9 protein-coding genes are annotated in these 13,448 nt (G+C 57.6%); 3 read left to right on the top strand and 6 right to left on the bottom strand.

Annotated elements, in window-relative coordinates:
• Nucleotides 1–64: 64 nt before the first annotated feature.
• The 6 genes from treY to RUDLU_RS0109305 all read right to left on the bottom strand — a co-directional run bounded on the left by treY (nucleotide 65) and on the right by RUDLU_RS0109305 (nucleotide 8,794).
• Nucleotides 65–2,797 carry a malto-oligosyltrehalose synthase gene (gene treY, locus RUDLU_RS0109330; RefSeq protein ID WP_019988110.1) on the bottom strand — a complete coding sequence of 911 codons (2,733 nt, stop codon included), beginning with the start codon at nucleotides 2,795–2,797 and terminating at the stop codon, nucleotides 65–67.
• A gap of 124 nt (nucleotides 2,798–2,921) precedes the next feature.
• Complete coding sequence (locus tag RUDLU_RS0109325) at nucleotides 2,922–5,156, bottom strand: xanthine dehydrogenase family protein molybdopterin-binding subunit (RefSeq protein ID WP_019988109.1); 2,235 nt, start codon at nucleotides 5,154–5,156, stop codon at nucleotides 2,922–2,924.
• A gap of 7 nt (nucleotides 5,157–5,163) precedes the next feature.
• Nucleotides 5,164–6,207, bottom strand: coding sequence for an FAD binding domain-containing protein (locus tag RUDLU_RS0109320; protein ID WP_019988108.1), 1,044 nt, complete (start codon nucleotides 6,205–6,207; stop codon nucleotides 5,164–5,166).
• Between the two features lie 4 nt (nucleotides 6,208–6,211).
• Complete coding sequence (locus RUDLU_RS0109315; RefSeq protein ID WP_019988107.1) at nucleotides 6,212–6,760, bottom strand: (2Fe-2S)-binding protein; 549 nt, start codon at nucleotides 6,758–6,760, stop codon at nucleotides 6,212–6,214.
• A 306-nt stretch (nucleotides 6,761–7,066) separates the two neighbouring features.
• A complete protein-coding gene (locus RUDLU_RS0109310) occupies nucleotides 7,067–8,284 on the bottom strand; it encodes a DUF5009 domain-containing protein (protein ID WP_157580143.1) in 1,218 nt (405 codons plus the stop codon).
• A 54-nt stretch (nucleotides 8,285–8,338) separates the two neighbouring features.
• Nucleotides 8,339–8,794, bottom strand: a complete 456-nt coding sequence (locus tag RUDLU_RS0109305; protein ID WP_019988105.1) for a hypothetical protein — start codon at nucleotides 8,792–8,794, stop codon at nucleotides 8,339–8,341.
• A 183-nt stretch (nucleotides 8,795–8,977) separates the two neighbouring features.
• On the opposite strand from RUDLU_RS0109305, the gene RUDLU_RS0109300 reads away from it, so the two are divergent.
• The 3 genes from RUDLU_RS0109300 (at nucleotide 8,978) to RUDLU_RS0109290 (ending at nucleotide 13,434) form a co-directional block, all read left to right on the top strand.
• Nucleotides 8,978–9,655, top strand: a complete 678-nt coding sequence (locus tag RUDLU_RS0109300) for a MarR family winged helix-turn-helix transcriptional regulator (RefSeq protein ID WP_019988104.1) — start codon at nucleotides 8,978–8,980, stop codon at nucleotides 9,653–9,655.
• A 67-nt stretch (nucleotides 9,656–9,722) separates the two neighbouring features.
• Nucleotides 9,723–12,161 (top strand): TonB-dependent receptor, encoded by a 2,439-nt coding sequence (locus RUDLU_RS0109295; RefSeq protein ID WP_019988103.1) that lies wholly within the window; start codon nucleotides 9,723–9,725, stop codon nucleotides 12,159–12,161.
• 418 nt (nucleotides 12,162–12,579) lie between these two features.
• Nucleotides 12,580–13,434, top strand: coding sequence for an SDR family oxidoreductase (locus RUDLU_RS0109290; RefSeq protein WP_019988102.1), 855 nt, complete (start codon nucleotides 12,580–12,582; stop codon nucleotides 13,432–13,434).
• The last annotated feature ends 14 nt before the right edge of the window (nucleotides 13,435–13,448 follow it).

The following is a 13,448-nucleotide window of genomic DNA, read 5'->3' as shown; positions in this document are numbered from 1 at the left end:
GACAGTCACCTGTTTCGTTATACATTTTACACTGTTCATTATACATTTAATTTTTCCTGACTATTTACTGAAGTATAGCCACGGGCCACTGCCCCAACAGCGTGTTCAGGTCAAGTTCTGAAACAGTCGCGCCGGTGAGAACGCTGGTCCAGTTGTTCGGGGCTCCGTCGGGCAACAGAACCCGCGTGCCCTGCCAGTCGAGTTGGGTTGGGTCGGTTATCCCCTGCTCGCGGCATAGGCGGGCTGTGTACAGAGGCACAACCACCACCAGCCAACGATCTTCGTGTTGCCGGGCAAATGCCAGCGCGTACTCACGCAGAGGGCCGTTGAGGGTAAGGGGAATATAGGCCCCGTACCCGAACAGATCGGGGTTTTGCCGACGGGCCTGCAAGAGTTTGTACGTCAGGTAAAACTTAACCTCACCACTCCACCGTTCGCGCCATAGGGCTGTTGGGTTGGTCGTGTCTTTGTTTGCCTGCGCGAGCCACGCCCGGCGCTGATCAAAATCGACGGGTCGCCGGTTGTCGGGGTCCACAAAGCTCAGGTCCCAGCCCTCGGCGCCCTGATACAGGTCGGGTATGCCGGGACAGGTATTCTTGAGGGCTACCTGTGCCAGCGAGTGGGTGATGCCCGCATCGGCAATACGGATCAGAAACGACTCAAACCGGTTCCAGAACGGCCGACTGGGGTCGAGCAACCCGCGGGCAAACGCCCTCGTGGCTTCAATGTAGGCATCGTCGCCGGGTTTGTGTTGCTCCGAAACATGCCGTTTGGCTTCGTGCAGGGCCTTTTGCAGAAAACTGTCGAACCGCTCGGCAATAGTATCCGGGTCATCGCCATCGGCCGTTACACGGGCTACGGCAATAGCCTCGCCCGTACCGGTGGGCATGGGATAACTCGCCAGCAGCGACTGGTACAGCAAATATTCGTCGTTGGGGTCGGGGGCGTTGTCTGTTTTCAGGTCGGCGTTGAGCGTTTGCCATTCCTGTACTTCGGCGAGCCACTCGTGTGGCAGGGATGTGAGCACGTTGAGCCGGGCGCGGGCATCTTCGCCCCGCTTGGTGTCGTGGGTCGAGAGGCCGTTCATACTCAGTGGTAGGTGCTGCTGCCGCTCCTGCATGGTCTGGTGAAAATCGGCCACCGACAGCCCGAACCGCCCCGGTGAGTCGCCTACTTCGTTGTGCCCAATAAACCTGTTGTAGGTGTACATGAGCGTGTCTTCTACGCCTTTGGCCATCAGTGGTCCCGTAAACTGCATTACCCGACTGTAAAACCGCTGGGCCCGGTCGCGGTAGTCCGCATCGGCCACGGGTGGCTTGGTCAGCAGCACCTCTTCCAACAGATCGCCGGCCGATTTTAGGTCCGGTTTTTCGGTGCGGATGGCCGTAAACAACTTTCGCAGAGCCGTTGCCTCGGCGGGTTCGAGCGGCAGTTGGTTGCCGTAATAGCGGTACACCGGGCAGTGAATGAGCAGCTCGCCAATGGCCAGCCGAAGCGCGGCATCGGTTACCCCGGCGTCGGGTTCGGCCAGGTTGAGATCATGGAAGTGGTCGAGGAGGTTGTTCAGTTCTCCGCCCATGTGCGCGTACAGGATGTAAGCCTTACGGTCGCGGATGCGTTTGTCCATGGGCGTATGCGTACCCACGAGCGACTCGAAAAACTCGGTCAGCGGAGCCTCGCCGGTAGGGTCGGTGAGGAGGTTGTTCACCTGCGCCAGAAAATCGTAGCCGCTGCTGCCCTGAATGGGCCATTGAGCGGGCATGGGCTCGTCTGCCTGCTGAATTTTTTCGACCACCACGTAAGCTTCTGGGCCCACCAGCTCGCGGAGTCGGTTGAGGTAGGTTTCGGGGTCGTACAGGCCATCGACATGGTCGACCCGAACGCCCTGAAACAAGCCTTTTTTGACCAGTTTGGCAATCAGGTCGTGGTACTGATCGAACACGTCTTTGTTCTGCATGTTGAGGCAGATCAGCCCGTTGACCGTAAAAAAACGGCGGTAATTGATCCGGCGCATCGCTTCGGTCCAGGCACAGAGTTCGTAATGCTGCTCATGCACCAGCGCGGCCAGCGTTTCGGGCTGGTTATTGACCGCTTGCAGCCGGGTATCAATCCAGGTCCGGCCGCTGTCGGTTTTGGCCAGAGCTGTCAACTGAGTCAGGCATTCGTCCCAGGCAATGGCCAGCGTTTCGGGCTCGTCAATGGCGTGTAGCTGTTCCAGGAGAGCAAGCCATTGATGTTGGGCGTCGGTTTGGGCTTCGGGCCCCAGCACCGTGACGTACGAGCCGGGTTTGAGCGGAAACTGGTTGTCGAAACACTGGAGCATGAGCCGGTCGCGGTCGTAAATCACACGCAAGGCCCCCTGTTCGAGCGTTTTTTCGAGCGATTCGCCCAGAAAGGGGGCCATGAGCCGCCCGTGGTACATATCGCTGGTATAGGTCAGGTCAAAAAAGTCTTTGTAGCGCGAGAGAGGGCCTTTTTCGAGCAGGTCGACCAGCCAGGTATTGTGTTGGTGAAACGCCATGTGGTTGGGCACAATGTCCTGAAGCCAGCCCATGTCGGCGTCGTTCAGTTGCCGGGCAAGGGCTTCGAGCTGCTCGGTTGTGCCAATTTCGGGGGCAATCCGGGCCGGGTCCACGCCATCGTACCCGTGCGTACTGCCGGGGGTAGCTTCAAAGATGGGCGCTGCATAAATCGTTTTGATGCCCAGATCGCGCAGGTAGGGCCAGAGCTTTTCGACGGCCGCCAGCGGAAACGAATCGTTGAGTTGTAATCGGTAGGTACTGAGAGGGTTGTACATGAGTATTGAATAGCGTTGAGTCCATAAAAAAAGCCCGCATGGGGCTTTTGTACTACTGTCACAAACGCGGTGGTGAGTGGCGTGTTTGAAAAAGTTATCGGCTGGGGGCTTGCCCCAGCTCACGTTACATCAGCTTATCGAGCGTGATGGGAAGCTCGCGGACGCGCTTGCCCGTTGCGTGAAAAATAGCGTTGGCAATGGCGGCCGGCATACCCACAATCCCGATTTCGCCCACGCCTTTCACGCCCAGCGGGTTCACCACATCGTCGTGCTCTTCCACAAAAAGAACATCCAGCTCGTGAATGTCGGCGCAAACCGGAACGTGGTACTCGGCCAGGTTATGGTTCATAAACCGGCCGTAGCGGTGGTCCATCACGGTTTCTTCTTCCAGTGCTTTGCTGATGCCCCACACCATACCGCCGATAATCTGGCTGCGGGCCGTTTTGGGGTTCAGAATCCGCCCGGCGGCAACGGCCGTTACAGCCCGTGTCACCTTCACTGTACCCAGTTCTTCGTCTACCTGCACCTCCACAAACACCGCCGAATGAGCGTAGCGGGTGTATTTGCCTTGTTTGAGGGTGTTGGTCATCGAGGTAGCCGTTGTCCGAATAGCCCGACCGCCGTTCTGATCAACCAGGGTTTGCAGGTCGATGCGGACTGAGGGGTCCGCTTTCAGGCGCATCTGTTTCTCCACGAAAAATACCTCGTCGAACGTTGCTTTGGCAAAGGGCGAGTTTGGCATTTTCCGGGCGATTTTAAGTAGCTCCTTGCCGAGGTCTTCGCACACGATCTTGACCGCCGAGCCTACCGTACCGGCCGTAAGTGACCCGCCCTGAAACGGGGCCAACGGCATGTCGGAATCACCGAGCCGGAACAGCACATCCTCAACGGGCAGGCCCAGCGTATCGGCTGCAATCTGCGTCATGATCGTGTACGTGCCGGTGCCAATATCGGCGGTGGCACTGCTCACGCGTAGCTTGCCGTTTACCGTCAGCACGGCTTCGGCGCGGGCCGGGAGCTGATTGGCATCCCAAACGCCCGTGGCCATGCCCCAGCCAATAAGGGTGTGGCCCTCGCGCATCGACCGGGGCTCGGCTGAGCGGTTGGCCCAGCCAAAGCGTTCGGCGGCCTGTTGGTAGCAGGCCCTGAGTTGCTTGCTCGAAAAGGGTCGCTTCTCGTTCGGGTCTTCTTCGGTGTAGTTCTTGAGCCGGAGTTCGAGCGGGTCCATGCCAAGTTTGTACGACAGCTCGTCCATGGCACATTCAATAGCCGACATCCCCGTGACACCCCCCGGTGCCCGCATATCGAGTGGCGTGTACTGATCGAGCGGTACCACTTTGTAGTCGAATTGGGCGTTGGGCGCCTTGTAGAGTGCCCCCGACCAGTTTACTACCACTTCGATATAGTCTTCAAAGCGCGAGGTTTCGGCCGTAGCGGTGTGCCGCAGTGCATCGAGCGTACCATCGGGTTGGGCTCCCAGATCGATGTGCTGCACCGTGGCCGGGCGGTGCCCAAACGTAAACATCTGCTGACGGGTGAGCGACACCCGTACCGACTGTTTTAGTTCGCGGGCCGCCATCACGGCCAGAAATAGCTGGTATTGGGGGCGCAACCCCGACCCGAAACCACCGCCTACATAGGGCGAGATCACCCGCACATCGCGAAACGGAATGTTGAACACCTGCGAGACGTAAAACTGACTGTTGGGGGCACCCTGCGTTTTGTCGTAAATGGTCAGTTTACCGTCTTTTCCGTACACCACTGTCGAGCTGAACAGTTCCATCGGGTTATGGTGCTCAAACCCGTGCACGTATCCGGTCGAAAGTTGTACGGGTGCCTCGGTAAACGCCTTGTCGAAATGACCGCGTGCCTTGGGCGGGGGCGGTTTCAGGAGCGAGGCCAGTCCGCTCGCGGGTTTGCGGGCTTCGTCGAGATGATGCTGCAAATCGGTTTCGTGCGGCTCCTCGGCGTACTCAATTTTGACGAGTGAAGCCGCGTACCGGGCCTGTTCGAAGGTCTCGGCCACCACGAGGGCCACAGGTTGCCCGTTGTACTTGATGCGGTTGTCGTGCAGCGGCCGGAAGGGCGAACCCGGCGGGGCATCCAGATCTTTATAGCTCATGTCGAACCAGGCCAGCTTGGGCCGGTTCTGATGTGTGAATACCTTCACTACGCCGTCGAGAGTGAGGGCCTCGCCCGTGTCGATATGAGTGATGCGGCCCTTGGTGACTGTGCTCGATACAACAACGCCGTGGAGCAGGTCGGGCGCGGTAAATTCGGCGGCATACTTGGCCTTGCCCGTTACTTTGGCCCGGCCGTCGACGCGGCTAATGGGTTTTCCAATTACCTGATTGTGCATAACGGGGTTATTCAGTTGGTTCAAGTTTGGCTGCCTGGCTCAGAGCGCGTACAATGGCGCGTTTGGCCAGCTCAATTTTGAAGGTGTTGTGCCCATACCCCTGAGCCCCGTTGAGCAGGGCATCAGCAGCCCGCCCGAAGACCTCGCGGGTGGGTCGTTGGCCAATGAGCAGAGCCTCGGCTTCGGGTTTGCGCCAGGGCTTGTGGGCCACGCCCCCCATGGCAAGCCGGGCACTGCTTATCTGATCGCCCGAAGCGTCGGACCGTTCGAGTTCGAGTGCGGCTGCTACCGACACCAGCGCAAAGGCATACGAGGCCCGGTCGCGGAGTTTGAGGTAGCTGTAGTATTGGGCAAAGCCGTTGGGGGGCAGATCAATAGCCGTAACCAGCTCGCCCGGCCGGAGCGTGTTGTCGTGCTGGGGAGCATCGCCCGGCAGGCGGTGAAAATCAGCAATCGGGATTGTGCGCTCACCCGCCGGCCCCGATACCCGGATGACGGCTTCGAGGGCCGCCAGTGCCACGCACATGTCGGAGGGGTGGGTGGCAATGCAATGCACGTTGCCATCGGCCGACTCGGTACCCAGAATTGCGTGAATCCGGTTGTAGCCGTGCAACGCTCCGCAACCCGCCGGACCCTGACTGGGGCCGCTGTGTCGTTTGTTGCAGGGCATGGAGGTGTCGTAAAAATAGTAGCACCGCGTACGCTGAAAGAGGTTGCCGCCGTTGGTGGCCATGTTGCGCAACTGCGCCGAAGCCCCCGCCAGAATCGCCTGCGACAAGAGCGGGTAGCGTTGCTCGACCAGTGGATGGTAGGCCGTGTCGGCATTGGTGACAAGAGCTCCGAGCCGGAGGCCACCATCTGCAAGCTCTTCAACGGTGGCCAGCGGCAGGCGGTTGATGTCGACAAGTGTAGTGGGTTGCTCCACCTGCTCCTTCATCAGGTCGATCAGGTTGGTGCCGCCCGCAATGAATTTGGCGGCATCGGGTTGGGCGGTCAGGTCGCGCACGGCTGCGTCGACGCCGGTTGGACGTAGGTACTGGAATGGCTTCATCGGGTCAGGCGGTTGGGTTTAGTTGCATCACATCCCGAATGGCATCGACAATATGGGGGTAGGCCCCACAACGGCAGATGTTGCCGCTCATGAGTTCCCGGATATCGGCATCGGTTTTCACCCGCCCTTCGTTGATCATTCCTACGGCCGAGCAGATCTGCCCCGGTGTGCAGTAGCCGCACTGAAACGCGTCGTGGTCGATAAAGGCCTGCTGTACCGGGTGAAGGTCGCCGGTTTGGGTATCGGCCAGCCCTTCGATGGTAGTGATCTGATGGTCTTCGTGCATCACCGCCAACGTCAGGCAGGAATTAATTCGTTTGCCATCGACCAGCACCGTACAAGCCCCGCACTGCCCATGATCGCACCCTTTTTTTGTGCCTGTCAGGTCGAGGTATTCACGCAGGGCGTCGAGGAGCGTGGTCCACGGGGCTACGTTGAGCTCATAGTCGGCTCCGTTGACATTGAGCGAGAAGGAACGAACACCGGTACCGACGGGCTCGGGCGGGGCCGGGTGCGGCTTGGTGACCGGCGTTGGGAGAGTTGCCGTTTGCATGGATAGAGACATTGATTAGTCCATGCAAAACGTGGGGTACAAAGTGATGTTTCAGAAAGGGCTGCAATGGTCCGGCTATCTGCACGAAGTAACTGACAGGATTACAGGATAGACAGGATTTAGAAGCTGTTTGAGTTATGAATTTGATCCCGAAACCTGCGCTTTTTGGCCAAAGCAATTAACTCAAACAGCTTCTTATGTAGGCCCAGGACAATCGTGTTTATCCAGTAATCCTCCGGGCCGTCCCAAAAAATCTGCCGTAGTCAATTTGTCCTATATCTAAGGCTCAGATGTACTTCTTGAACATCAAAGTTTTAGTTTGATTCCGAGCTGGTTGAGCCGCCCGGCTACCCATACGCACAGGAGCGCAAACGCAAACGATTTGGCCAGTCCCACACCGCCCGCCAGCAGAAACGCGGGTAGGTGCAGCCCCAGCCCGACCACCAAGGCGTAGGCAAAATGGGGCATCAGGTAGCAAAGCAGGGTGTCGGTACCGGCGGGTTTGATGAACCGGAACCAGTATTTTTTGCCGGCTACATCAACGAGCCAGTACAAGGCCGTAAAAGCCAGCAACGTAAAGGCACTGCACAGAAAGAGCCAGGCCGGGGTAGCTGCCAGTTTGGAGAGGCCCCAAAAAGGGCGCGTGTACACCGACAAGCCAATCAGCACCCCGCTCATGACCAGAAACCCGATCGTCATGGGGCGGGTCAGTTGGTGCAGGTGGCAGTAGCGAAAAACGGTGGCTGTGAGCACTCCACCGAGGGTTAGGCCGGCTAAGGTTCCGCCAATGATTGGCTCAGGAATTAACAGCAGGGCTTTCGGGACAAGGCCCGCCCCAAACGCCATGCTCAATCCACAAAAAGCAATCCACACCAGAGCCAGTATGGCCATGCGACCCCGCGCCAGCAAGGTGGTGACGGCACCCACCAGATACGACCAGCCAATCAGCCCCAGAATACCCCACCAGTGCGATTCAAACCGGGCGGTGCCATCGCCACCCCGGTACAGAATGGCCAGGGTTAGCAGCGTGCCAGCCCCCAGTAATCGGGCCCCGGTCGTTAGCCATTGGGGAGCTGTTTCTGGATAGGTGTTCCAGATCAGGATAAACGAAATACAGGATAGCGTGTTCCAGACTAGCCGGTGCATGCCCGTAGCGGCCTCGTTGATCGACTCGCCATTGACGAACCAGAGCCCCATAACCAGCAGGGCGATGGTGCGGCTCAGAATATGGCCCAGAATGGCCCGGTCAGAGTCGCCCCGACTGCTACGATGGGCAATGGCGAACGGGGTAGAAAGACCAACAATAAACAGGAAGGCCGGAAAGATGACGTCGGAGAAGCCGATACCGTCAACGCCGGGCGCTACGTGTTCGAGCCAAACCGGTACGCCCGTGAGCGACCATAAATCGTTGACGAAAATCATAAGGACCATCGTGATGGCCCGTAGAACATCGATGGAACCGACGCGCAAAGCCATCGGGAGGGTAGGAGTGGCCGGAGCCTTAGGCAGTGAAGTAGACAGCATAGGTTGGGCGTATATCCCCAAAAGTACCGGAGCCGTCTGGTTTAATGAACGGACTCAGGCAATTGCCTCTACGCGGTACTCTATTCTGTTGAACGTAGCGGAGTCGCCCACGCGCTTTCCCAGCAACAGGGCCCCGATGGGCGAGGCTGGCGATACCGCGAAATAGTCGGTGCCGTCGAGGAGGATTTTGCCCGCGCTTATACTGATGTAAAACCTGCCCCGCGACGTTTTTACCAAACTGCCGGGAATGGCCACCGCCGACTCCGTAGCGGGGTCGAGTTTTTCCAGATCGGCTTTCATGCGCTGGGCTTCGGCGAGGAGCTGGGCGTGGCGGTCGCGTTCGAGCTGGGCCATGGCCCGGCCGGTTTCATACTTGTCGCCCGCCGAACTTTTGGTTTCGGAGTTGGCCGATTCCTGCGCGGCCTGCATGGCCTCGGCCGCATTGTCGATGCGCTCCTGCACGTAGGCGAGGCAACGGTCGTATAGTTTAGCTTTGAGCGAAGTAGTCACGAGGGAAGCGAGCGAATGGAAACTTAAGATGTTCGGTTTATTTTTCGTAGTACGTTTTTTGCGTCGGTATGATTCCTGCCCACCTGCCAAACCTATACCTGCCGGATTTCGTTTATACACCGAGTAGAATAGTACAATTTTGTACTATATTGCCGAGTAGAGCGTAACGACTTTTGTTATCGAATGAAATACGGACTAATCCGCCAACTGATCGACTATGCCGAGGCCTACGAGCGCGAAACCGCTCACACGGGTGGGGCCGCCGAAGTCACCGATTCGGAAATGGTGTATTTTCTGGCCTGGCTGAATGAACGCGTAGCGGCCGAAAAACAGGCCGATCAGGCGGCCGATGGCCCGGTGCAGTCGGTTTCGGGCGCGGCACCCGATACACTCATTGGCAAGCTCGTAACCTACCTTTACCGATATGCCCGCTCGCTGACCAAACGCGCCCTGAACGATACCCCGCTGGTTAGCTCCGACGATTTTGCGTACATGATTTCACTGATGTACAAGCCCTTGCAGACGAAAGTGGAGCTGATTCAGTACAACATTCATGAGAAAACAACGGGTATGGAAATTATCCGCCGACTGATTGCCAACGGGTTGGTGGAACAACAAAACGACGAGACCGACAAACGCAGTAAACGCCTGAAACTGACCGATGCGGGTGTAGCTATGTTGCACCAAATCTGGCCCCGAATGGTGCAAACCTCAATCCTGATTGGCGGGCCTCTGTCCAATACCGAGAAGTTGCAGTTGGTGGGCCTGATGGAGCGGCTGCATCAATTTCATAATCCTATTTTTCTGAGCGACCGGTCGGAGTCGACAGAAGAGCTGGTGCGGGAGCTACAGAAAAAATAGTACGAAAACGTCCAACATTTTTTGGGTTAGCGTGTTAATGTTCCGAATCCCATTCGGTACTTAACTCATGCGTTTTTTATACAGTCTGGTCTGTCTGCTGCTCATCGGCACGGTACAGGCCCAAACCCCCGACCAACGGGTTGGGAATATCATCGGAACGGTGCGCGACGCGGCCACACAGGAGCTGCTTATTGGCGTGACCATCAAAGTGGCCAACGGTACACAAGGGGTAGTGACCGACACCGAAGGCCGGTATAAGCTGACCCTGCCCGTGGGTACCTACAACCTACAGGCTTCGTATGTGGGCTATCAGTCGCTTGAGAAGTTCAACCTTGTGGTGACGTCGGGCAACGACAATCAGGCTAATTTTGAGCTGACCGAAGAAAATCAGCGGCTGTCGGAGGTGACGGTTAAAGCCAACCGGGCTACCGCGGCCGCGTCGACTATCTCAAGCCCCAATTCCATTCAGCGGCTTACGACCGAAGAAATCAAGACCAATCCCGGCGGCAACTTCGATATTTCGAAGGTGATTCAGACCCTGCCGGGCGTGGGTGGCTCGCCGGGCGGCCTCCGCAACGACATCATTATCCGGGGGGGCGCACCCAACGAAAACGTGTTTTACCTCGACGGGATCGAGATTCCGGTTATCAACCATTTCCAGACGCAGGGTGGCACAGGTGGCCCGCAGGGAATCCTGAACGTGTCGTTTATCGAAGACGTGACCTTGTCGTCGAGCAGTTTCGATGCCCGGTACGATAACGCTCTGGCGTCGGTGTTTCAGTTCAAGCAGCGCGAGGGCAACCGCGAGCGGCTTCAGGGTAACTTTCGGGTAAGCGGCACCGAACTGGCCCTCACCACCGAGGGGCCGTTGTCCGAAAAAACGACCTTTCTGGCCTCGGCGCGTCGGTCGTATCTGCAATACTTTTTCCGGCTCATCGACCTGCCCATCCGGCCCAATTACTGGGATTTTCAGGCCAAAATCACCCACCGGTTCAACAAAAAAACAACCCTGACGGCCGTAGGCGTGGGCGCGCTCGATGAGTTTAGTTTTGCCGTGCCCCGCGAGGTGACGCCTGACAAAGAATACACCATTCGGCGGGCTCCGCTTATTAATCAATGGAACTATACGGGGGGGCTGGCCCTGCGGCACCTGATCGAAAATGGCTACCTCAACATTGCCCTGAGCCGCAACGCGTTCGACAATGCGCTCGATCGGTTTGAGGATGCCCGGCAAAACGACGAGTCGGCGCGGGCGTTTCGGTTGCGGTCGCGGGAGATCGAAAACAAGCTCCGAATCGACGTAAACAAGTCGGTAGCGGGCTGGCGGTACTCGTACGGGGTATCGGCGCAGTACGCACAGTTTACCAACGACATTGCGGGCAAGATTCGGAATGCCGTGTTCGACCCGTCGGGGCAGCTGGTGTCGCCCGAAGTTCGCATCCGGTCGAACACGAGTCTGGATCTGGGCCGCTTCGGGGCGTTTGTGCAGGTAAACCGCAACGTGCTGAACAACCGACTGGGTGTTTCGGCGGGCTTGCGCACTGACATGAACACGTTTACGACCACAGGCATGAATCCGCTGCAGACGCTGTCGCCCCGACTGGCGTTGAGTTATGCTCTCAACGAGCAGTGGAACCTGAATGCGTCGGTGGGTCGCTATTTCAAAATGCCGATTTACACGGTGCTGGGCTACCGCGACGCGCAGGGGCAGTTTGTCAACCGCGACAACCGCTACATTGCCTCAAACCATTACGTGGCGGGTATCGAGTTTTTGCCCAACCCCACGCGCCGGTTCACGGTCGAGGGTTTCTTCAAACAATACAGCAACTACCCGGTGTCGGTACGGAATGGTATCTCGCTGGCTAATCTCGGGGCCGACTTCAACGCGATTGGGAATGAGGCCGTCACGAGCACCGGCAAAGGACAGGCCTACGGGGTGGAGGTATTTTTTCAGCAGAAATTGGTCAAGAACCTGTTTGTGGTGGCCTCGTACACCTACGTGCGGAGCCTGTTTTCGGGAGCCAATGGTGTGCTGGTACCCTCGGCCTGGGACAACCGGCACTTGTTTTCGGGCTTGCTCGGGCGTAAGTTCAAACGCGGCTGGGAAATGGGCCTGAAATACCGGTTTGCGGGTGGGGCGCCCTACACGCCGTTCGATATTCCGGCTTCGCAGGCTAACTTCCTGGCATTGGGGCAGGGAATTCCCGACTACTCGAAGCTGAACACCCTGCGACTGAGCCCCCTGAATCAGTTCGATTTTCGGCTCGACAAAAAGTGGAACTTCCGCCGGACGACGCTCGATCTGTTCCTCGATGTGCAGAACGCCTTTGTGCTGCCCACGCCCGGCCTGCCCGACTTTGTGCTGAGCCGCGCCCTCGATGGTTCGGGCTACCTGACTACCGACGGAGCACCCCTACGCGCCAACGGCAGCAATGGTATCCCGGAGGTGTTGCCCAACAACAACCCATTCGTAACCCCGACTATTGGGTTTATGGTAGAGTTTTAGGAAGTTGCTTTACTGTAATTAACCACCCCCTAACCCCCTCCTGAAAAACAGGAGGGGGACACGATAATGCCAGCCTTGACTCACGAGAGGTTTGTTTTACAGTTACACGTTAGAAAACTGTCGACACGATAACGCCAGCCTTGAGTCATGAAAAAAGAGCATGTGGTAGCACTGTCTGACTGATGAGATTTTATCTACGGCTTGCTGGCGGGGGTAAAAGTGAGCTTTATCTCCTCGAAATGTCCCCTGTAGTGGTACTGCCAGTCTGGTAAGTTTCCCCCTCCTGTTTTTTCAGGAGGGGGGGCAGGGGGTGGTACTCAGATAAACCTTTTCTCCATTCGTTCAGTAGATTTATCTGAACAACCCCAAAACCACAGCGTTGGAAGCTTGAGATCGTTCGTTTCAAGCTTTCAACGTTATGGAGAATCAGATTCCGCCCCAGCATCAGGACCCGCAGCCGGGCATTGAAGGGCAAATGACCCCCGAACCGAAGTACATTCGGTACAATTACCGGGGGGCCAACAAGCTTAAAAATAAAGTGGCCCTCATCACAGGGGGCGACTCGGGCATTGGCCGGGCCGTGGCTATTCACTTTGCCCGCGAAGGGGCCGATGTGGCCATTGTGTACACGCCCCGCGAGCAGCAGGATGCCCAACACACCAAAGACCTTGTGGAGGCCGAAGGACAGGATTGCCTCCTGCTTTCGGGCGACCTGACCAATCCGGACTTCTGCCGGCAGGTGGTTGAGGATACCGTCCGCGAGTACGGCCAACTGAATATTCTGGTCAACAATGCCGGGATTCAGTACCCCCACGACCACTTCGAGCAAATCCGCGACGAAGACCTGCTCAAAACCTACGAAACCAACATTTACTCGTTTTTTCGGGTCACACGGGCAGCCTTGCCCCACCTGAACGAGGGCGACGCCATCATCAACACCACGTCAATTACGGCGTATCAGGGTCGTGCCGACCTGATCGATTACTCATCGACCAAAGGGGCAATTATGGCCTTTACGCGGGCGTTGGCGGGCAACCTGGCGTCGAAAAAGATACGGGTCAACGGAGTGGCTCCCGGCCCCATCTGGACTCCGCTCATTCCGTCGTCGTTCGATAAGCAGAAGGTGGCCATGTTTGGTAAAGATGTGCCCATGAAACGCCCCGGTCAGCCCTGCGAGGTGGCCCCGGCATACGTGTACCTGGCCTCCGACGATTCGTCGTACGTGACGGGCGAAGTAATCCATCCCAACGGTGGCACCATCATCAATGGCTAACGAATCAGTTTGAT

Origin of the sequence: Rudanella lutea DSM 19387 (genome assembly GCF_000383955.1) — a bacterium.
GTDB lineage: Bacteria > Bacteroidota > Bacteroidia > Cytophagales > Spirosomataceae > Rudanella > Rudanella lutea.
This window is presented reverse-complemented; position numbering and strand designations above follow the sequence as displayed.

Bases quoted from the DNA above. Each gene is read 5' to 3' on its own strand.
- RUDLU_RS0109310 (WP_157580143.1), bottom strand. From the start codon at position 8,284: ATGCTGTCTACTTCACTGCCTAAGGCTCCGGCCACTCCTACCCTCCCG.
- RUDLU_RS0109315 (WP_019988107.1), bottom strand. From the start codon at position 6,760: ATGCAAACGGCAACTCTCCCAACGCCGGTCACCAAGCCGCACCCGGCC.
- RUDLU_RS0109290 (WP_019988102.1), top strand. From the start codon at position 12,580: ATGGAGAATCAGATTCCGCCCCAGCATCAGGACCCGCAGCCGGGCATT.
- RUDLU_RS0109300 (WP_019988104.1), top strand. From the start codon at position 8,978: ATGAAATACGGACTAATCCGCCAACTGATCGACTATGCCGAGGCCTAC.
- treY (WP_019988110.1), bottom strand. From the start codon at position 2,797: ATGTACAACCCTCTCAGTACCTACCGATTACAACTCAACGATTCGTTT.
- RUDLU_RS0109325 (WP_019988109.1), bottom strand. From the start codon at position 5,156: ATGCACAATCAGGTAATTGGAAAACCCATTAGCCGCGTCGACGGCCGG.
- RUDLU_RS0109320 (WP_019988108.1), bottom strand. From the start codon at position 6,207: ATGAAGCCATTCCAGTACCTACGTCCAACCGGCGTCGACGCAGCCGTG.
- RUDLU_RS0109295 (WP_019988103.1), top strand. From the start codon at position 9,723: ATGCGTTTTTTATACAGTCTGGTCTGTCTGCTGCTCATCGGCACGGTA.